The sequence below is a fragment of the Paenibacillus sp. FSL H3-0329 genome, assembly GCF_037963285.1.
Taxonomy (GTDB): domain Bacteria; phylum Bacillota; class Bacilli; order Paenibacillales; family Paenibacillaceae; genus Paenibacillus_AQ; species Paenibacillus_AQ odorifer.
The window spans coordinates 6497017-6518473 of the sequence record NZ_CP150150.1 but is presented as its reverse complement, the minus strand read 5'-3'; the positions used below and the strand labels follow the sequence as shown (position 1 = coordinate 6518473).

Below are 21457 nucleotides of genomic sequence, written 5' to 3'. Positions count from 1 at the left end.
GTTTTCTTTTTCGTAATAATTGATAGCGTATTCATAATTTGACAAAGCAATCCGGCGAAAATATAATTAGGTAGCCTAAATAATATAGTGTTTAATAATTAGTTGACCTAACTAAAATAGAGGTGAAGGAAATTGGGATAAACGGAGGAAATACAGAAAATACTGAAAATTCAGTCGCACACGGGCTTTTTGCGGCGATGAAACGCCTGCATAAAGCTCAATGGCAAAAGGGCGTTGAGGGCCACAAGCCAAGTGAGATGACTTTAATGATATGCATTGAAAAATGGAATCATTCTGATGAAGAGGGTCTTAAGGTGTCTGAAATCAGCCGACTACTTGGATTCACTCCTCCTACCATCACGCAGCTGATTAACAGTCTTGAAGCGAAACAGATGGTGGAAAGACACGCGGATCCTTCGGACCGAAGAGTTGTACGCGTAAAATTGACGGAACGTGGAAAAGAACTCACACGAAAAGCGGAACATTATCGTGATGTGATGCTTGATAAGCTTGTACAACACTTAGGCGAAAAAGACACTAAACAGCTCACTGAGCTATTGCTTAAGGTACATGAATACGTTGAGGATAATCCACCACCTGATTGGGATAGGCTACAAATGAACGGAGATGAGAAGCTTGATTAAATTATTTAAACAACTGAAGCCTTTTAGGGTAGCTATTGGTGCTGTATTAATCCTTGTATTTTTGCAGTCCATGGGTGATTTATACCTTCCTACTCTGATGTCTGACATCGTCGACAAAGGGATCGTTCAAGGAGATCGCGCTTATATTTGGAAAATAGGTAGTTTCATGCTCATGGTTGCAGGTGGCGGTGCTTTATGTTCGGTAATTGCCAGTTACTTATCGGCAAAAGTGGCGGCTGGGTTTGGTAAAATCACGCGTGCTCGAGTCTTTAATCATGTAGAGAATTTCACTCTGCATGAATTCGATAAGTTAGGTACAGCATCTTTGATTACACGTACAACAAATGATATTACACAAGTTCAAACCGTACTTACTATGATGTTGCGCATGATGATCGGGGCACCGATGATGATGATTGGTGGTATCATCATGGCAGTATCTGAAGATGCTAAATTATCATTGATTTTTGTAGTCGTTATTCCTGTACTTGTTGGGGCGATCTTCTTTATTGGGATGAAGGGTCTGCCACTGTTTAAAGCCATTCAGATTAAGCTTGATAAATTAAACCTGGTGCTGCGTGAGCATCTGACAGGTATTCGTGTTATTCGTTCTTTTAACCGGATTGATCATGAGAATAGACGTTTCACCGAAGCTAACCGTGATCTTACGGATACAGCTATCAAGGTCAACAAAATCATGGCCGGCCTGATGCCGCTGATGATGATTGTAATGAACTTTTCTATGATTGCTATTCTTTATTTTGGTGGAATTCGAATTGGTGACGGCGATCTGCAAGTTGGGTCCCTGATGGCATTTATCCAATATGCGATGCAAATTATGTTCTCTCTGATTATGGTATCGATGATGTTCGTGTTAATTCCGCGTGCTTCAGCTTCAGCCGTGCGTATCAATGAGGTACTGGATATGCAGCCTGAATTTACAGATCCTACTGAGAGTGAACTGCATACAACAGCTCAAGCTACTAAAAAAGACGGACGCGATTCTTTACGTGGTTTTGTTGAGTTTGAGAATGTATCTTTTTCCTATCCAGGGGCAGAACAGCCTGCACTTTCGAAAATTAGCTTTAGTGCTCGTCCGGGTGAAGTTACCGCAATTATCGGGGGTACCGGATCGGGTAAATCTACGCTGCTTAGCCTGATTCCAAGGTTCTATGATGTTAATGAAGGTGCTGTACGCGTAGACGGAGTGGATGTGCGTGAGATGACACAGGAAGAGCTGCGGAGCAAAATCGGTTACATCCCTCAAAAAGCAGTATTGTTCTCGGGTACGATTAATGAGAACATCCGCTACGGTAAAGAGGATGCTACGGATGAAGAAATCATTCATGCATCCAAGGTGGCTCAAGCCTACGATTTCGTATCCGCGATGAAGGATGGGTTTGACTCGGAAATTGCCCAAGGCGGGAATAACGTCTCTGGTGGTCAGAAACAGCGGTTGTCCATTGCTCGGGCGCTTGTGAGAAAACCTGAGGTGTATCTGTTCGACGATAGCTTCTCAGCTCTTGATTTCAAGACAGATGCCAAACTTCGCGCGGCTCTCAAAGCTGAAACTACGGAATCCACCGTATTGATCGTAGCTCAGCGGGTTAGCACCGTTATGGATGCGGACCGGATTATTGTAATTGATGAGGGTGAAATTGCTGGAATGGGCACTCACCGTGAACTGCTCGAGAGCAGTGATGTGTACCGCGAGATCGTATCCTCGCAGCTGTCAGAGGAGGAAATAGCATGAGCGAACAAAACAGAGAACATAAGCCTGCAGCTCCCCGCGGCCATAAAGGTCCGGGTGGACCGGGTGGCGGTCCTGGAATGAGGATGCCGGCAGAAAAGGCTAAAGATTTTAAAGGTACACTTCGTCGCTTGATCAAATATTTACGCCCACGTATGGTTCAATTGATTATTGTACTAATTATGGCGATTGCCAGTACGGTGTTCAGTATCTTCAGTCCGAAGGTTATGGGTAAAGCTACAACCAAACTGTTCGAAGGTGCTTACGGCAAATTGATGGGTGTAGAGGGTGCCTCCATTGATTTTGGATATATTAATGATATTCTGATCCTGCTCGCGGGATTGTATCTGCTTAGTGCTTTGTTTAGTTACATTCAGCAATATGTAATGGCTGGAGTAGCGCAGAAGGTAGTTTATGACATGCGTGAGCAGATCAACAGCAAGCTAGAGCGTTTACCTTTAAAATATTTTGACTCCCGTACACACGGGGAAATTCTCAGCCGTGCTACGAATGACGTGGATAACATCAGTACCACGTTGCAGCAAAGTTTAACGCAGCTGATTACCTCAATCGTCACTATTATTGGTGTTATTGTGATGATGCTTACCATCAGCCCATGGCTGACTTTAATCACGATTACTACGTTGCCACTCAGCTTTATTGTGATTATGGCGATCTCCAAACGTTCGCAGACTTATTTTGTGAGACAGCAGAAATCGCTTGGTCAGTTGAATGGTCATGTAGAGGAAATGTATACAGGGCACCGGATTATTAAAGCTTTCGGCCGCGAACCGCAGTCGCTTAAAGATTTTGATGAAATAAACGATAAGCTATATGATTCTGGCTGGCGCTCCCAATTTATGTCGGGTATGATTATGCCGCTTATGATGTTTATCGGTAACTTGGGTTATGTGCTTATCTGTGTTGTGGGTGGTATTTTTGTTACTAAAAAAATGATTGATGTCGGGGATATCCAAGCCTTCATTCAATATTCACGTCAGTTCACCCAGCCGATTGCACAAACGGCTAATATTGCTAACATTATTCAATCCACCATTGCTTCCGCAGAACGTGTATTTGAACTTCTGGATGAAGAAGAGGAAGTCAAAGAAGTTAATACTACACTTGTGAAGCTTGATGAAGGTGCTCCGGAAGGTTCCGTTGAGTTCCGTCATGTGAAATTCGGCTATAAAGAGGATGCTATTCTGATTGAGGACATGAATATTGAGGTTAGTCCAGGTCAGACTATAGCTATTGTCGGTCCTACTGGTGCTGGTAAAACCACTTTGATTAACCTGTTGATGCGCTTCTACGAGCTTAACGATGGGGAAATTATCATTGATGGCGTCAACATTACCGATATGAAACGGAGTGACCTACGCAGTAAATTTGGTATGGTGCTTCAGGATACCTGGCTCTTCAACGGTACGATTCGTGATAACATTGCTTACGGTCGTGAAGGTGCATCAGAAGCTGATGTGGTGCGGGCGGCCAAGGCTGCGCATGCTGATCACTTTATCCGCACACTTCCGCTTGGCTACAATACGGTGTTAAATGAAGAAGCTTCTAATATTTCACAAGGACAGAAGCAGTTGATTACTATTGCTCGCGCTATTCTTGCTGATCCATCGATCCTCATTCTTGATGAAGCAACGAGCAGTGTCGACACACGGACTGAATTGCTGATTCAAAAAGCGATGAATGCGCTGATGCAAAACAGAACAAGCTTCGTTATTGCCCACCGTCTCTCGACGATTCGTGATGCGGATCTCATTCTTGTCATGAACCAAGGTAGTGTAATCGAGAAAGGCAACCACGAAGAACTGCTGGCACAAGGCGGATTCTATGCGGATCTCTATAACAGTCAGTTCTCTGAAGGGGATTTGGACGTAGGCTAAATTGAAGTGAAGAAAAAAGTATAGTTAATCATAAACCCCTCTTTTCACATGATGCTGATTTTTTATGTGAAGAGAGGGGTATTTTATATGTGATGAGGTGCTTTAATTTTTCTGAAAAATAAAAAAAGTTTGATTAAAAATTAAAGCATATATATGATAGAATAAAAAATGACCCGCGGCTCATTTTTAAGGCTGCAAGGTAAAGGAGAGGATGAAGGGAATGTCAGGCTACGGAAAATGGGTGGCAGGAAAAAAGACGAAGTGGATTACTCTTCTCGTATGGATAGTGCTTGTAGGTGCACTTACCCTGTTATGGCCTGCAGTGAATTCTCAGGTTGCTAATAATGCGCCTAACCTCCCAGATGATTCACAATCGGTACAGGCAGCAGCTATTGCAGAACAAGAATTCCCTAGTGGAAGTGGAGTGCCGGCGCTGCTCGTATGGCATAGAGAAGGTGGGCTTTCACAAGATGATTTAGTACATATCACTGCTGTGTACAAGAAGTTGGAGCAGCAACCATTGCCCCATCAGAATTTTGTTCCACCATTAGGACAACTGCCGCCACAAGCATTACAAGCCTCGTTATCTGAGGATCTTAGTACGCTGGTAACCCCAGTGCTTTTTGATAAAACGGCAGATAGTGATCAGCTCGGCGAAGCTGTGACAGAAATGAAGAAGATCATAAACACGGAGACGGGCGGAGACCCCTCTGCTGCTAAGGTAGATGGAAAAGACCTGAGTTTACGTGTTACAGGTCCAGTGGGCATCTCCATAGATGCTACAGGGCTGTTCAAAAACGCAGACGTTTCCTTGTTAATTGCTACGGTTATGCTTGTTCTGGTGTTCTTATTGGTGATCTATCGTTCGCCGATATTGGCGTTTATTCCGCTTATTGCGGTTGGGTTCGCTTATGGCGTAACTAGCCCGATTCTTGGAAAAATGGCGCAAGAAGGCTGGATCACAGTGGATTCACAGGCGATCTCGATTATGACCGTTTTGTTATTCGGAGCTGGTACGGACTATTGTCTGTTCCTGATTTCACGGTTCCGGCAGTTGTTGAAGGTAGAGGAGAGCAAGAGTCGTGCCCTTCTTCGCTCCATTACCGAATCTTCAGGTGCAATTGCTATGAGCGGCTTCACCGTCGTGCTCGCGCTGTTCGCATTATTGCTGGCTAAGTATGGAGCTTATCATCGTTTTGCCATTCCATTTAGCGTGTCGATCTTCATCATGGGAATTGCCAGTCTAACCCTCGTACCAGCACTGCTGGCGATCTTCGGACGGACCTCGTTCTTCCCATTCATTCCGCGCACACCGCAAATGGAGGTAGAACGGGCTAAGGCTAAAGGCAAACCTGTTCCTGAACCCAAGGTTTCCCGTAAAAAGGGCATTGGCGGCTTGGTAGTAACCCGGCCTTGGGCTATCGTAGGTGTGACCGTTATCGGCCTGGGGATTCTGGCTTCATTCTCCAGTGGCATCAAATTTACGTATGATATCCTATCCTCTTTTCCTAAAAATATGGAGTCCCGCGAAGGGTTCGACCTTATTGGCAAACAGTTCTCTCCCGGAGAATTGGCTCCAGCGAAGCTGATTATTGATACCCAAGGAAAAGCGAGTGGAGAGGATCTAAAGGTCATTCTTGGCGGACTTACCTATGTGGACACGGTTTCCGATCCGCAGCAGGGGGCAGTAAACAAAGATATTGTGGGTTTTGATATTGAATTTAAAAGCAATCCTTATTCACTAGAAGCGATGGGGCATATTCCTACCCTTCTTGCTACCGCAGAGCAGGCATTAATCGATGTAGACGTTGCGAACCCTGCGGATCATGTGTGGGTAAGCGGACAGACGGCAACACAGCACGACACTAAAGAGATTGGAGATCGGGATACCGATCTGATTATCCCCGTGGTCATCGGAATGATCACCTTACTGTTGTTGATATATCTGCGTTCAATAGTGGCCACCATCTATCTGGTCGGCACCGTTATTCTCTCCTTCTTCTCAGCGCTTGGCTTAGGCTGGATTATCATTCACTATGTGATGGGAGCTGATGCCATTCAGGGAGCGATCCCACTGTATTCCTTTGTTTTCTTGGTGGCACTTGGAGAAGACTACAACATCTTCATGATCTCGAATATCTGGAAAAAGCGTAAAACCATGCCGCTTAAGCAGGCTATCGCGGAAGGTGTGAATGAGACCAGCTCGGTAATTACCTCTGCGGGCCTCATTCTGGCAGGTACATTTGCTGTATTGGCAAGCTTGCCGATTCAGGTGCTTGTGCAGTTCGGTATCATCACCGCTCTTGGTGTTCTGTTGGATACCTTCGTGGTGCGTCCGTTCCTTGTACCAGCTATTACGACGCTCTTTGGTCGTTGGTCGTTCTGGCCGGGTAAACATCAAGAGGTGGAGACTCCTCAGCCAGATGTAAGTAAATAATGAGTTTATAAACAACAAACAGGGATGTCCCAGAGCCATATTGGCTCCGGACATCCCTGTTTGTTTAGTCTTAGGTCCAGGACATCGCTGGATAATAGTGCTGCTTGTACCAACTAACTGACCTGTATCTAATAGGCTAATCAATAAGTCTGCTGGACGATAATTACTCTAAGTTTTTACTGTAGCAATTAGCATTTAGAAGCGATAACTGTGTTAATTAGCCCGCTGCATTGGTTAGCCAAGAGGTAAAGATAATTAGCCCGCTGTATTGGCTAGCCCGGCGGTAAGAGTTAACTAGCGCGCTGCATTGGTTAGCCAGGAGGTAAAGCCAATTAGCTCGTTGCAACGGTTAACCTAGCAGTAATAGTTAATTAGTTACTGTGCTTATCGGGCAACAATCCCGTACACACTGCTGGTCCAATCTAGCTACAACTCCGATTGGTTAGTCCTAATACTTAGTTACCAGGCGTGCGGCTGATCATTAGCTCATATTTATCGATGGAAGCACCCAGGATTGCGTCATTACCACCAGCACCACGGTGCGACTGACGGAAGGACTCGCTGGAGGTCCAGCCTTTGAACGCATCCTCATTCTCCCATACGGTGCAGATTTTTAATTCCTCGATACCTTCTTTGGCATTTCCGCGCCATACCTCCATACGTACAAAACCAGGCATATCCGGTACACCATTATTTCCTCCGAAACGTTGAGCAATAGCTTCGCCATGACCTTCTTTTACTTTAATAGTATTAGTTACTACCAGCATGATAGATAAACCTCCGATCAGAAAGTTAGTATATTCTCAGGACATTGTGAATCGAAATAATATAACATGAGAACCTCGGAAATTAGTATCAAGATCTCAAGGTAACATCGTGATTCTCAAAAGCACATTACACCCGAAAGTACGGAGCAATGGTATATGACACAAGGCACAAGACACAAGGACAAGGCGCAAGGTACAAGGTACAAGGTACAAGGCACAGAACACAATACACAAACCACAAACCAACTAACAAAATAAAAGACCACTCCAAAAGACACAAGAACGCGGGCGCTTAATTGCACTTTGTACACTTAAATTATCCGTCACACCAGAAACGATCGAATAAGTGTATTCTCTGCAACTAATTTGTGCGAATCTGGTGAATCGACGAGAATAGCCTTCTTTTAACTGTATAGAGTGCAACTAAAGTATGATTTCTCCTCTAATTGCGCTGAATAGATGTACAAAGTGCAACTATTATCTATTTAAACGTTAAGTATTGTGCAAACTCAGGTACCTGCGAAAAATCAAAGTGTCTACTGCAAATAAAGTGGCTATAGCAAGTTAAAGTAACTACTGCACGTTAAAGCAACTACCGCAAGTAAAGTGCCACCTTAACCGTAATGTTACTCTAAGCCAAAGTGCCAACCCAACTCCAAAGTTTTTACTCAAAACCACCATTACAGCTAGCACCTAATTCCAGTCCCAGTTCCCTAATAAAGCCCCCAAATGAAGTTGCATTGCAGAATGTGCAACAGAATAGCCTGAATGTTATCTGAATAAGGCAGTCTGTTGCATTCTGTACAATAGAATCAAGCCCAAATCGCCTAAAAAGGAGGGGAGCCACTAAACTGATTGCACAAAGTGCAATCACCCAAGGCCTCATCCTCGTCTAGAGCGATTCTATTGTACAAAGTGCAATTAGATAACGGAGCAGAGCAAGCCTGAGGCGTTATCCCGCACAAAGTGCAATCACCCAAGGTTTCACCTTCGACTAGTGGGATTCTATTGCACTAGTGCAATCACCCCAGATCATCCGGCTCCCTACGCGTCCAGCGCGATTTTATTGCGGATTGGTGGTCCACAGTCCTGCTGTTTTTAGGAAGACGCGATCCGGCAGCTTCAAAGCTGTCAGTGCCAATTCAGCAACATCTTCAGGTTGCATCATGCGGTCTTCGTCACCGATTTTAAGTCCAGCATTGGAAGCTAGACCAGTGTTGACGGTGCTAGGAGTCAAAGCTACGACGCGGATATTGTGTTTGCGCACTTCTTGTGCGAGGGCTTCGGTCATGCCCATGAGAGCGAACTTGGATGCGCAATAAGCAGAACCTGTCGCGAAGCCGCGTTCTCCGGCTGTGGATGAAATATTGATGATATTTCCGCCATTTTTCTCAATCATCGCAGGCAGCGCAGCACGAGTTACGTAATAAGTACCGTAGAGATTAACTTGGATGTGGCGTTCCCAGTCTGCAGGGTCCATTTCTACTAAAGTGCCGAATTTTGCAATCCCGGCATTGTTGATTAATGCATCAAATGCTCCAAGCTCATTTTGCAGGGAAGCAACAGCACGTTCAGCTTCTTCGCGTACGGCGATATCGGCCACGGCAATGCTGACTTTAACGTCATATACTTCCGTTAAGGCTGATTTTAGCGCTTCGAGATCACCTGAAGTTCTGGAGATCAGGCCTAAATTAGCACCTTCCTTAGCCAGTGCCATAGCCAAGGCTTTTCCGATCCCTTTGCCTGCACCAGTAATTACAACACTCTTTCCTCTCAAATCCATCTCTATCGTCACTCTCCTTCAAACTTTTTTGAAGCAGCTGCTTCATTCAAGTCTTATTATACCTGAATGCTATAGGGCAATTACAATCGCCCCTTAGAAAAGGGACTGCAATTTTTCATGAATCCGAACTGCCTTTTCATGAAAAGTATTATTCATGGAGTTTCGTCAGCGGTACCGAAGCAGGGCCCTCTAAAACTTCGCCATCGTAGGAGAAACGGGAGCCGTGGCAAGGGCAATCCCAGGAACGATCCCCGTTGTTCCATTCGCATTCACAGCCCATATGGGTACAGGTTCTATCCACCAGATGAAGTTTACCTTCTGGATCCTTATAAGCTCCCACACGTTTGCCATCATGGAACACAACGGCCCCTTCGTCAGCTTCTAAATCAGTTGTCTTTTTATGGACGATTTCCACTTTGCCCGCCACGAGCTCTTTTGCCACATTGGCATTTTGCACGATGAAGTTTTTTAGGCTGGTGCCAGCTTTGAAGCGGGACGGATCGTACAATTCGGTATACGGATTATCTTTGCGCTGAATCTGATCCGAGATGATCTGTGCAGCCAGCGTACCGCTTGTCATGCCCCATTTTCCAAAACCTGTAGCGATATAAATCTCTTCGTTGTCCGAAATCTTGCCGATGTAGGGCACTCTGTCTAGGGTGATTAAATCCTGTGCTGCCCAGCGGTAAGGGATTGTTTTGATGCCGAGCAGATTTCCTGCGAATAGCTCCAAATTCTCATAATGTCCTATCGTACAGATGCCTTGGCCTGTCTTATGATTGTCTCCCCCGACAATGACCAGATTCCTGCCTTCCCACTCTACTGCACGCAGAGAACGGGTGGGTTCGCTTGCGCTTAGATACATTCCACCCTCAAAATCCGTTTCAGGCTGGATCGCCAGACAGTAGGAACGTTCAGCATGCAGCCGCGAGAAATATAATGCTCCTCCATCGTAGAAGGGGAAATGAGAAGCTGAAACGGCGTAGCGGCAGGTGATCCGATACTCGTCCTTTTCAGTAAAAAGCGTAAGCTTATCGTTCTTCTCCACCTTATCTGCCATCATCGTATGCTCATAGATTACGCCACCTTTATCCTGAATGACCTTCAGCAGGCCCTTCAGATATTGCAGCGGGTGAAAGCGGGCTTGTCCTGGTAATTTAATGGCACCACTGGCCATCAGAGGGATAGAGACGTTATCTAGCCACTCTCCGGGCAGACCCAATTGTTCATAGGCTTTATACTCTTCCTCCAGTTGTTTAAGCGTCTTATGATCTTCAGCATCCGAGTACAGAAAAGCTGCCTCATGTTTCATGCCGCAGGATACTTCAAGTTCCTCAGCCGTATTCTGGATCCAATTCATAGCCTCGCTGTTCGAACGATAATAGAGCCGGGCTTGTTCCTGCCCAAAATGTTTTATCAAATGATGATAGATTAGCCCGTGCTGTGCTGAGATTTTTGCACTGGTAAAACCCGTAGTGCCACTTAGAATTTCCCCTGCTTCCAAGAGCGTGACTTTGTAGCCTGCTTTGCTGAGGAGATAGGCTGTTGTAATGCCTGTAATTCCACCGCCTACCACTGCCACATCTGTAGAAATATCTTCAGCCAGCTTTGGAAAAGTCGGTAAATCCGTGGTATCTCTCCATAATGATTCCGGAAATTGTGGAAGACTTTGCGTTATCTTACGGTTTCGGTCCATCTATTATCCCTCCATCTGTACAATCCTCATCTCATTTATTACCACAGTCCTGTGAAAAGAAACTCCCCGTTCAATTGTGCAGTGCATGAATTCAAAGAAACAGTGCCAAAATAAGGGGGGAACCGGGACGTAAAGGACAAATAGGAGGGATGATGTTCCATGTCAGTTCAACAGGATAAGGACAATATTTCTCTGGAATGGATCAAAGACCAGCTGAACGGGTTCGCGGATTTAATCGATAAGACGATCGTTACCTCTTTTGGGCAGGTCGACCTACTTTATATCAAAAGCGTTGCGGATTCGCAGATCCTCAGCCGAAATGTAATCACACCGTTCTATGAGATGGAGAATATCAACGCTTACCAAAATTACATTATGACGTATCCGGGCAGTGAAGAGGCGACTACGAGAGATAAAGCGATCGAGCTTTTGCTCAGCGGTTATATTCTTCTGGGCTTGAAGGATACGTTCTGTTTCTTTGATGCTATGAATACGGAGATTAGTGGGGTTAATGAAACATCTGCAGAAAGCATTTCTCAGGGACCTTCAGATGCACTAACTGAGGATATTGCAGTGAATATGAACATGATTCGTCGGCGATATCAATCCACCAATCTCAAAATGGAGACCATGGTCATCGGCGATGTCTCCAAAACAAAGATAGCGATTCTATACGATGACAGTCGGGTGGATAAGAATGTTTTAAAGGAATTACGTGAGAAAATGGGGACGTTAAAGGTTGATATTTTGCAGGCTACAGGCGAACTTGAGAAGTTTATAAGCAGTGATAAATTAAGAATACTCCCGAAGTCCATTATCACCGAAAGACCGGACAGGGTTGTGTTTAATTTGTCTGAAGGAAAAGTAGCGATAATGCTTGATACTACGGGTTATGCGATAGTGCTGCCGTCTATTTTTAATGACTTTTTCACATCGATGGATGATAAAATCCAATTTCCTATCGTGGGGCGTTTTCTGAAGCTTTTGCGGATTATCGGTGTAGGCATGACACTTTGGCTGCCTGCGTTCTATGTAACCCTCACCTCGTATAATCCCGAAATTATTCGGGTGCAGATTGCACTGCTTATTTCGGGTAGTCGTGCAACAGTACCTTATCCATCTTTTGTGGAAGTGCTTTTAATGCTCATGATGATGGAGTTTCTGACTGAGGCGAGCTTACGGCTCCCCAAGGCGATTGGTCCAACGGCTACAACTGTAGGGGGGCTTATCTTGGGGCAGGCAGCGACGGCAGCAGGACTTGTAGGGAATATCATGATTATATTGGTTTCAGCTGTTGCGATATCCAATTTTCTAATTCCGCTGAATATGATGAGCTTGTCCATACGTGTGCTGAAGTATATTTTTCTTTTTGCCGCAGCTTTTTTAGGATTGGTTGGGGTAGTGGTCTGTGTCGTGGGATTTGCCATGTATTTATGCAAACAGCGCAGCTTCGGACAACCTTATTTCAGATTGTTTTTTCTCGATAATCTCGGCAAGAAGAAGGGTGGAGAGCATTGATGGCCAAAAGCCGTTATTTCTACTGTCTTTTTCTGATGAACAGCCTGATCAACATCATTAATTTTGTTCCAAGGGAACTAATAGACAGACGTTTTGGTGGTGCTTTGATGTCCATCCTAATCGGAACGATCTTGGGCACTTTGTTTGTCTATATATTTACTGTACTGATTGCTAAATTCCCCGGCAAGGGATTTCCGGAAATATTTGACTCTTTGCTTCCTAAGAAGTTAGCCAGAATCTTATTGGTCCTTTTTGCTGGCTTATGGTGTGTGGCCGGGGGAGTTACATTGCTTTCCTTTGTAGATATCACGCTGCGGTTTATCAGTCCGGATTCGAATCCCTATACGGTTGTGATCAGTTTTTTAGTCTTGGTCTGCATCTGCTGTCGCTTCGATTCTTTATCACTCTTGTATGGGCTTGAAATCATTCTCAGCGTAACCTTACCGTTAATTATTTATGGCCTCGTAAAAGCGCTAATCAATCCGGACTTCAATTGGGATTCTGTTCTGCAGGTCACTACATACTTCTGGCATAAGCCGGACCTAATGAGCCTTTCGGCGGCCACCTTTTCGTTTAGTGGTTACTTAAACCTGGCCATATTTAATCGGGTATTTCATGGACTGAAGCTGAAGCATGTCTGGATTTTAGGGGTGGAGGGACTGTTCGTATTGCTCTTGACTTTGTTAGTTCCCATCGGTTATTTCGGAACCGTTGCTATTGATAAACATGTGTATACATGGTTCTCGACGGCCGACAGTATTCGGATGGAATCCTTTATTATTGAACGGATGCTGTTTATTTTTTATTTTGCCTATTTGAGTTTGTCTCTGGTAAGTGTAATTGTTCATTGGCATGGAGGTTTAGAGCTTTTTAAAGGTGCCCTTTCATCTGTAAAAAAACATTCCCCAAAAGCAGAACGCTGGAAAGAGTGGGGCATTCTAAGCTTGTTTAGCGCGATGGTTCTGTCCTTAATGGGGCTGGATCAATATCAGCTTAACATGTTTGGTGCCTGGTTTCTGCAAATTCGCTGGTTTGGTGAGATGTTCATCATCGCTCTGCTGTTTTATTGTTATCGCAAAGTTAGGAGGGGGAAGCTGTGAGAAGAGTACTTGCTGGAATTGGGATTACCTTACTCTTTCTTCTTCCTGGTTGTGACTTCAAGGAGATTGATTTGCGGATTTTCGTGTTAGCAATCGGCGTTGACCAAGGTGCAGAAGAAGGGAATTTTAAGATTAGCTTAAAGCTTGCCATCCCTCAGGGGGATGTTACCAAGATTGATGAGAAGATGCAGATCTTGACGGAGGAGTCTCCAAGCATTTCGGAAGCCCTCCGTAGAATGAAATCCAGAGTGGAAAAGGAGCTTGATTACTCCCATTGTAAATCAATTATTTTGGGGGAGGAGGTTGCCCGTAAAGATATTCTCCATGTTATGGATTGGGCCGTGCGACGTAGAGATATACAGCTTATTATTAATTTTGCAATAGGGCGTCCGGAAGCACTTCAAGTGCTGAAGGTAAGACCCGAATCAGAGCGTATCCCATCGAATTCTCTTATCCTGGCTATGAGTGGACAAGGTACGGAGTCTCCATTTATTTCTAGTGTGTATTCCTATCAGCTGATGAGAAATGTTTTTGAGGAGGGTATTGATCCGATCCTGCCGATTATCGAGACTAAAGGGGAAAAGGAGTTTTTAATTGATAAAATTGCTCTGCTGAATAATGAGAAAATCAAAATGGTTCTTACGCCAAATGAGACCCGGCTATATAATCTGCTGTCACGCCCGAATCTGCGGACTAACTTACCCGCCCATTCCGAGGGAATTATGTTTCAATATTACACAGAGAGGTCATCCTCGCACTATAAAATCGTGACACCAGAGCAAGGGAAAGCTACTATTCGTTATCATATTAAGATAAAAGGTATTCTCGAAGAGAGTAGTAGCCCAGATCTGGTGACTCATAGCATGCTGGAGAAAATTGCAGTTGCTGGGGGAAAAGAACTGGAAGAGGATATCTTAGCATTGCTGACCAAAATTCAAGCAAGTGGCCTTGATCCCTTTGGTTGGGGGCTGCATTATGGAGCAAGACACTTTAATAACGATACGGAAATGAAAGTGTGGAAGGAGCTCTATTCTAAACTTGATTTCCAAGTGAAGGCTGATGTAGATATTAAATATTCAGGAATGATTAGGTAGCTTGTAAAGTAACATGTGGATAAAAATGGGATTGACGTTCCCATCTACAAGATTTATACTTGATCTAAAAATAAGTTAGAGGATGATAGGAATGAAAAGTCTAAATTTGACCTCCCAACGTCAAGCCGTTTACGATATCGTCCTTAATTCACATGACCATCCTACTGCTGCGGAAGTGATGAATCGGCTAGTAGAGCAGGGACATAGCTTAGCATACGGTACTGTATATAACTCTCTGCGTTATCTTTCAGATAAACAAATGATTCGTGAGCTTAAGCTTGGTGAAGCTGCCAGCAGATATGACGCACGTATGGATGATCACCAGCATATCATTTGTGAGGTTTGTGGAGCAGTAGATGAGGTTATGAATCAAGTTCCGCGTGAATGGATGGATACAGTGGCCAAGGATACCTGTTATACCATTGGTCATGCCCATGTAGTATTTGGGGGCGTCTGCCCGAACTGTAAGAACAAAAAGAATAATTAGGATAGAGGTGCCGGAGCCCTGTGCTACGGCAATAATAAGTATATCGGAAGAGACCGCTTTCATTGAGGCGGCCTTTTTTGTTGCATTTATATGACAATTCTCAAAAAAAATGAGAAAAACGAAGAAAGATAGGAGGAAAATCGGTTCCTAAAACAGATATAAAATTATATATTAAGTCTGGTAAATGTATCCTTGCCTAAGACTCAGATGAGAGAGAGATGATGACATCTATGAAAAAAAATGCGGGTATGACTATCCGTACCAAGTTAATTCTTACATATCTAATAATACTGCTGCTGCCCAGTATTATAATAGGCTGGCGAACCTATCAAGCTGCCAGCCAGGAAGTGGAAGATCAACTGGTGAACAATGCTACCGAAAGTGTGCTGGCCGTAAATGAAATCATTAACTCTAATATTCAATCCAAAATAGATGCGATTTCTTATTTTGCCGCGGAATTTTCATCTGAGGGGATCAACAGTGAGGGATCTGGGGGGACTTCCTCTGCTGTAAAAGCCAGACTGAAGGAATATGTGGCGCTGCATCCGGATGTACTGGACATTTATGTGGGTACAAGCAATGGCAAGGCTATTCATGCTTTAGATGCTAAGCTGCCGGAGGGTTATGATCCAAGGCAGGAAAGCGCCTATATTAATTCTCTGAAGCAAGGGAAAGGGGCTGTGATTTCTCCTGCTTTTCAAACCGTAAATAAGGAAACCGCGATTGCGATATCAACGGTTCTTAAGGGCGGTGATGGGGTGATCACAATGAATCTCAACCTGTCTACTTTAGGGGAGCTGACCTCAATTAAGGTAGGGAAGGAAGGTTATATCCTCATCGTTGATAACAGCAAGAAGTTTCTAGTTCACCCTACAGAGGCTATCGGGCAGGAATCGTCCGATGATTTTGTAAAGAAAATGTTCGAGAAAGAACAAGGGGTCTTCGATTATGTTTTCAAGGATACGTCCAAAAAGATGACCTTTATGGTCAATGAACTGACGGGTTGGAGAATCGGAGGTACGATCAGCATTGATGAGGTTAACTCAGCAACTAGTGGAATCCGCGATACAGCTCTGCTTGTTATTGTAGTTTCCGTTCTGCTTGCGCTGGTTGTGATCTATTTTAATATTCAATCGATTTTGAGACCGCTTTTCCGGCTGCGGAAAGCAACTGCAGTGATAGCCAAAGGTGATCTGTCGGAAGACATGGGTGTTTTCCGTAAAGATGAAATAGGGCTGCTGGCAGAGAATTTTCAATTAATGGTGATTAGCTTGCGCGAGATGATTATTGGCGTGCAGGAGATGACAAGCAATGTATCCTCCTCAGCGGAAGAACTGACGGCTAGTGCGGATCAGACTGCCCAAACGATTGAGCAGGTAACCATAGCGATTCAGGACGTAGCAGCAGGGACGGAGCGACAGGTGGTTAGTGTACGAAAAGGAATGGAGAGCACTGCTGCTACAGCCAGCGAGGTCGAGCAGATTTCCACATATATGGAGCAAGTATCTACAATGATGGACAAGACCTCACTCTCAGCATCAGAAGGCAATGATTCGGTTATCAGCGTAGTGGACAAAATCAATGGTATCCATGAAACGGTCGGAGAGCTAGGCAGTGTAATTGACAAACTGAATGAGAGAACCAGTCAAATTGAGGGTATTGTTGGCGTTATCACAGGGATTGCCCGCCAGACCAATCTGCTGGCCCTCAATGCTTCCATTGAGGCAGCCAGAGCCGGGGAACAAGGGCGTGGATTTGCGGTGGTTGCTGCCGAGGTGCGTAAGCTGGCAGAGGAATCAGAGAGATCCGCACATTTGATTGCCGAGCAGATTACCGCTATTAATAGTGAAATGCTGCTGGTAACTCATACGATGGAAGACACCAGACAGCGTGTATCCGAAGGCATTGAGGCTGTGGATACTTCCGGCCGTTCTTTCTCCCGTATCCGAAGAGCAGTAAAGAGTGCCGCGGAGAAGATTGAAGCCATGGGCGGGGTTGTGCAGACCTTATTGGTGGAGTCTAATCATATGGAGAAGGCTATTGGGGAAATTCGCGGCATATCGGAAGAGGCGGCTGTGAATACGGAAACTATCGCAACTGCCGCACAAGAACAGCTTGATTCTGTAGAGGAGATGGCCTCTTCGTCTACCGACCTTAGCCGTCTTGCAGAAGAACTGCAAAAGCTGGCGAGCCGCTTTAAGATACACGCTTCTGGCAATAAGAATGATTTCTGATAGGAGAACCGGCTTTTTATCTTCCCTTTTCAACTCCTTTGCAAGTATACTGATAAACAATAATGTTGGGTTAGGCAATGGAGAGAGGAGAGATAATAGGAAATGGCAGAGCAATTAAAAGGGTTCACTGTCGCCTTGGCGGGGCCACGCAAATCGGAAGAAATGGCCAAGTTGGTTCAGAATATGGGGGGGACGGCAGTATGCCGACCTGCTCAAGGGACTGTATTTCTTGATGATGAGGCATTGCAGGAAGGTTTGAATGCATGGATCAATCAGCCTCCCTACTTGGCGATCCTGACTACAGGGATGGGACTTGATGCTCTCTTCGATATGGCTGAGCGAATGGGGATCGAAGAACGTTTCTTAGAAGTACTTTCTGGTTCTATTATTGCCGCACGGGGTTATAAGACAGTGAATGCTTTGAAAAAAAGAGGACTTACGCCGGAGATTCGTGACGACGACGGAAGTACAATCGGATTGATTCGTGGGCTTCAATCCCTGAATTTGCAGGGGAAAGAAGTCGTTCTTCAGCTGCACGGAGATCCAGCTCCTCATATGCTTGCATGGCTGCAGGAGGCTGGGGCTACTACCCGCCAAGTGTTGCCTTATCGCCATACCCCACCTGAGCCGGGCGAACTGGAAAGATTGCTTCTAGAAATCATATCAGGCAAAATTGATGCCGTGGCTTTTACGAGTGCACCACAGTTTCGTTTCCTCTGTCAATTTGCCCGGGAACAGGGAAAGCTGGACGAAATGCTGAAGTCTTTCGAGGATAAAGTGCTTGCTGTTTCTGTAGGGCGGATTACCTCTGAGGCTCTTAAAGAAGAGGGCGTACAGCGTATCATTATGCCTGAGCATGAACGGATGGGAAGCATGATTGTAGAGCTAGGCAAATATGTGGCGGCGAATCGCTAAGTCACAAGTTGCGTCAGCTTTACACGAATGACGTTATCACACAGAAGCATTCCCGCCTGTTATCATGGCCGGGGATGCTTTTTTACCCGGGAAAAATAAGTCCAAAGAGCAATATACCTGCCATCTGCATGGACATTCGCGGCAGTTTTCCTTAGAATATAGGCAACATGTGACGAATAATAACAACGAATAAGGAGGAGGATCCCATGGACAAGAGAAAATGTCTATTACTTGGTGATTACACCCATCCCCGGTTTCATCCACTTCAAGGAGTGGACCAACAAATTAGCGAGATCTTAAATGATTTATTAACCGTGCAATGTTCAGAAAATAAAAAATTAATGCGCATTGAGCATTTAGCAAGTTATGACCTATGTATCGCTTACAATGAATTGTGGAACGAAACAGTCTCCCCTCAACAAACGGCTGGTTTGCTCAGCTATGTAAGTGGAGGAGGAGGACTCATTGTTCTTCATACGGGAGCTTCGTTGACGAAACGTAACGAGCTTGCTCAGCTAATAGGGGGTCGTTTTAACGGACACACGGCTTACGAACCGATGAACTTCAAGGTGCTGGAGCATGACATCACCGAAGGTGTGGAAGATTTCCAATTGGATGAGGAGCCATATCATTTTGAATTTGACCCGTTCACAGAGCGGACTATTCTGCTTCAATATGAATCGGAGGGTCAATGGATTCCAGCTGCATGGTGCCATAGCTACGGTTTAGGACGAGTAGTATTCCTAATGCCTGGTCATCATGAACCCTCCTTCCGTCATCCGGCACTACGTAAACTAATTCTACAGGCGGCTACTTGGGCTGCCCGTATTCCGGTCACTAACTAAGGAATGTTGTGTTTTTTTTGAAATACGTACACAGTGGGGTATACTTTAATCATAAACTCCGTTATGTAATGAAACGGAATCTTTGGGAGGAAAGTGCCATGAGTGATTTGTTTAAAAAAGCGATCTCTTTAGGAGTGGGCCTCACCATTGTCAGTAAGGAAAAAGTAGAGAAGGTTGTTGAAGAACTAGTGAAACGCGGGGAGCTTGCTCCTTCGGAATCTAGGGCTCTCGTCGATCGGTTGATTGAACGTGGTGAGGAAGAACGAGGCATGTTCAAGTCTGCTGTACAAGAGCAAGTACAACGCGTGCTGAAGGAAATGAATGTGCCTGTACAAAACGATATTGCCGAGCTGGAAGGGCGAATTGCAGTATTGGAGCGCCGGTTGGCCGAGCTAGAGGGAATTTCCCATCTAGAGGGAACATCGGCGGAAACGCGTTCGGACTAAATGGCAGTACGCATTAGACATGCCGGACGTTACCGGGCAATCGCCATGGCGCTTATGCGCCATGGTTTTGGCTATATGGTGGAAGAGCTGGGGCTCTATCACTTACTATCCCTTCCACGTCGTCTTGTAACGCAGGAAGCACACACAAGCCTTACGCTCGGGGAGCGGATTCGGCTGGTGCTGGAGGATTTGGGTCCAACCTTTATTAAGCTGGGACAACTCGCCAGTACCCGTTCAGATCTGCTGCCTGATTCTATTATTCAGGAATTGGTAAAACTACAGGATAATGTGCCTCCTTTTCCTGTCGACCGCGTGCGCGCGATCATTGAGCAGGAACTGGATCAGCATATGGATGAAATTTTTAACTCTTTTGAGGATACGCCACTTGCTGCGGCATCCATTGGTCAGGTGCATAGGGCTGTACTTCACAGTGGACAAGTCGTAGCTGTTAAAGTTCAACGTCCTGGTATTCTGCGAACGATGAGCAGGGATTTGGAAATTCTCAAAGATTTAAGCACACTTGCTGAAAAGCGGCTCAGCTGGGCGAGGCAATATCAGCTGTGCCGTATGGTAGAGGAGTTCTCTAAATCGCTGCTTGGCGAGCTGGATTATAGCCAAGAGGGACGTAATGCAGAGAAAATCGATCAGCAGATGGATTATGAGGGAGTGTACATCCCGGATATCTATTGGGACTATACGTCAGCACGAGTGCTGACGATGGAATATGTGGTAGGGACAACGCTGAGTCGTCGCGATGAGCTGCTGAGTAACGGCGTTAAGCTTAAAGCCATCGCACAGCAACTTGTGGAGATGATGCTTAGACAAATCTTCATTCATGGTTTTTTCCATGCTGATCCTCATCCGGGCAATGTTATACGGATGGGTGATGGAAAGCTGGCTTTGATTGATTTTGGCATGATGGGTCGGCTGAATGAGGAGATGAAGGAGCAGCTATCTGCACTTATTATCGCTCTAATGCGCAAAAATACGGATGCAATGGTCCGGGCAATTTTGCGTCTTGGAGTCATTCCTGAGGATGCTGATCGAAGCGCGCTGCATGATGATATGGATCGGCTGCGGGATGAATATTATGATGTTCCATTTAGCAAAATGAGTATAGGCAAAGCCCTGAATGATCTGTTTGGCATAGCGCGAAAACATCGTCTAGTGCTGCCGCCAGATTTGACGATGTTAGGGAAGACAATGCTCACGCTGGAGGGAGTTATCAGCAACTTAGATCCAACCATCAGTATTTTGGAAATGGCGGAACCCTTTGGGCGGGAACTAGTAAAGCAGCGCTTTAGCGGCAGTCGTTTGCAGCGCAAGTTTCTGGGAGGCGTAGCGGATTTAACAGAGAGTCTGCTGGAGCTTCCTGGGCAGGCTAAGCAGTTATCCGCGCTGATCAGTAAGGGAAAGATTAAGGTGGAGATTGTGGCACCCGAGATGCAGAATCTGGAGCGTAAGCTGGACCGGGTAGGTAACCGTTTAGCATTCAGTATTGTGATGCTTGCGTTTAGCATCATCATGACAGGACTCATTATTGGTACTGCGATGCGTGGACAGCCTTCAGTGTTATGGAATTTCCCTACAGTGGAGATTGGCAGCGTGGTGGCACTTCTGATGTTCTTATGGCTGATCTATGCGATTTTTAAATCGGGAAGGTTCTAGCTTAAGGGATTTGAATAATTATTCTTCAGCAGTTTCACACAAATGCCTTTCTATCAAGTACAATATAAAAGATAACTTTCTAAGCTTAACTTTACTTCTATTGTATAAAGTGGAATGGAACGCAAATGGAGTGCCGTCTTAACGTCCGGTGGATCGCTGCTGCCCAGAAACCGAA

Annotated in this window: 16 protein-coding genes; 13 read left to right on the top strand and 3 right to left on the bottom strand. The window is 45.2% G+C overall.

The window, feature by feature from the left end; all coding sequences use genetic code 11:
• Nucleotides 1-197: 197 nt before the first annotated feature.
• The 4 genes from NSQ66_RS28780 to NSQ66_RS28765 all read left to right on the top strand — a co-directional run bounded on the left by NSQ66_RS28780 (nt 198) and on the right by NSQ66_RS28765 (nt 6729).
• Nucleotides 198-644 carry a MarR family winged helix-turn-helix transcriptional regulator gene (locus tag NSQ66_RS28780; protein ID WP_063829808.1) on the top strand — a complete coding sequence of 149 codons (447 nt, stop codon included), beginning with the start codon at nt 198-200 and terminating at the stop codon, nt 642-644.
• Nucleotides 637-2397 carry an ABC transporter ATP-binding protein gene (locus NSQ66_RS28775; RefSeq protein ID WP_036681991.1) on the top strand — a complete coding sequence of 587 codons (1761 nt, stop codon included), beginning with the start codon at nt 637-639 and terminating at the stop codon, nt 2395-2397. The genes NSQ66_RS28780 and NSQ66_RS28775 overlap by 8 nt, the downstream gene beginning before the upstream one ends.
• Nucleotides 2394-4292 (top strand): ABC transporter ATP-binding protein, encoded by a 1899-nt coding sequence (locus NSQ66_RS28770; protein WP_076099696.1) that lies wholly within the window; start codon nt 2394-2396, stop codon nt 4290-4292. Before NSQ66_RS28775 ends, NSQ66_RS28770 begins: the two co-directional genes overlap by 4 nt.
• Before the next feature lie 211 nt (nt 4293-4503).
• Nucleotides 4504-6729 (top strand): MMPL family transporter, encoded by a 2226-nt coding sequence (locus NSQ66_RS28765; protein WP_036681987.1) that lies wholly within the window; start codon nt 4504-4506, stop codon nt 6727-6729.
• Nucleotides 6730-7184: 455 nt separating this feature from the next.
• Here the strand turns inward: NSQ66_RS28765 and NSQ66_RS28760 are convergent, their stop codons facing one another.
• The 3 genes from NSQ66_RS28760 to NSQ66_RS28750 form a co-directional block, all read right to left on the bottom strand.
• Nucleotides 7185-7496, bottom strand: coding sequence for an antibiotic biosynthesis monooxygenase (locus tag NSQ66_RS28760; RefSeq protein WP_339210974.1), 312 nt, complete (start codon nt 7494-7496; stop codon nt 7185-7187).
• A 1063-nt stretch (nt 7497-8559) separates the two neighbouring features.
• Nucleotides 8560-9279: a 3-ketoacyl-ACP reductase gene (locus NSQ66_RS28755; protein ID WP_036681981.1), complete on the bottom strand. Its 720-nt coding sequence runs from the start codon at nt 9277-9279 to the stop codon at nt 8560-8562.
• A 148-nt stretch (nt 9280-9427) separates the two neighbouring features.
• Nucleotides 9428-10975, bottom strand: a complete 1548-nt coding sequence (locus tag NSQ66_RS28750; protein ID WP_038573688.1) for an FAD-dependent oxidoreductase — start codon at nt 10973-10975, stop codon at nt 9428-9430.
• A gap of 159 nt (nt 10976-11134) precedes the next feature.
• Here NSQ66_RS28750 and NSQ66_RS28745 point away from each other — a divergent pair, with 159 nt between their 5' ends.
• The 9 genes from NSQ66_RS28745 (at nt 11135) to NSQ66_RS28705 (ending at nt 21282) form a co-directional block, all read left to right on the top strand.
• The gene (locus NSQ66_RS28745) at nt 11135-12493 is read left to right on the top strand and encodes a spore germination protein (protein WP_076105040.1); all 1359 of its coding nucleotides are present in this window, start codon (nt 11135-11137) and stop codon (nt 12491-12493) included.
• Complete coding sequence (locus NSQ66_RS28740) at nt 12493-13593, top strand: GerAB/ArcD/ProY family transporter (protein WP_094901293.1); 1101 nt, start codon at nt 12493-12495, stop codon at nt 13591-13593. Before NSQ66_RS28745 ends, NSQ66_RS28740 begins: the two co-directional genes overlap by 1 nt.
• The gene (locus NSQ66_RS28735) at nt 13590-14687 is read left to right on the top strand and encodes a Ger(x)C family spore germination protein (RefSeq protein WP_094901291.1); all 1098 of its coding nucleotides are present in this window, start codon (nt 13590-13592) and stop codon (nt 14685-14687) included. The genes NSQ66_RS28740 and NSQ66_RS28735 overlap by 4 nt, the downstream gene beginning before the upstream one ends.
• A gap of 91 nt (nt 14688-14778) precedes the next feature.
• On the top strand, nt 14779-15174 hold the full coding sequence (locus NSQ66_RS28730) for a transcriptional repressor (protein WP_339279505.1): 396 nt from the start codon (nt 14779-14781) through the stop codon (nt 15172-15174).
• Nucleotides 15175-15404: 230 nt separating this feature from the next.
• The gene (locus NSQ66_RS28725; protein WP_179086353.1) at nt 15405-17408 is read left to right on the top strand and encodes a methyl-accepting chemotaxis protein; all 2004 of its coding nucleotides are present in this window, start codon (nt 15405-15407) and stop codon (nt 17406-17408) included.
• A gap of 102 nt (nt 17409-17510) precedes the next feature.
• A complete protein-coding gene (locus NSQ66_RS28720) occupies nt 17511-18323 on the top strand; it encodes a uroporphyrinogen-III synthase (RefSeq protein ID WP_076099693.1) in 813 nt (270 codons plus the stop codon).
• A 206-nt stretch (nt 18324-18529) separates the two neighbouring features.
• Complete coding sequence (locus NSQ66_RS28715; RefSeq protein WP_036681964.1) at nt 18530-19168, top strand: ThuA domain-containing protein; 639 nt, start codon at nt 18530-18532, stop codon at nt 19166-19168.
• Nucleotides 19169-19266: 98 nt separating this feature from the next.
• On the top strand, nt 19267-19614 hold the full coding sequence (locus NSQ66_RS28710) for a phasin family protein (RefSeq protein WP_036681962.1): 348 nt from the start codon (nt 19267-19269) through the stop codon (nt 19612-19614).
• Nucleotides 19615-21282 carry an AarF/UbiB family protein gene (locus NSQ66_RS28705; protein ID WP_076099692.1) on the top strand — a complete coding sequence of 556 codons (1668 nt, stop codon included), beginning with the start codon at nt 19615-19617 and terminating at the stop codon, nt 21280-21282.
• Nucleotides 21283-21457 lie beyond the last annotated feature (175 nt).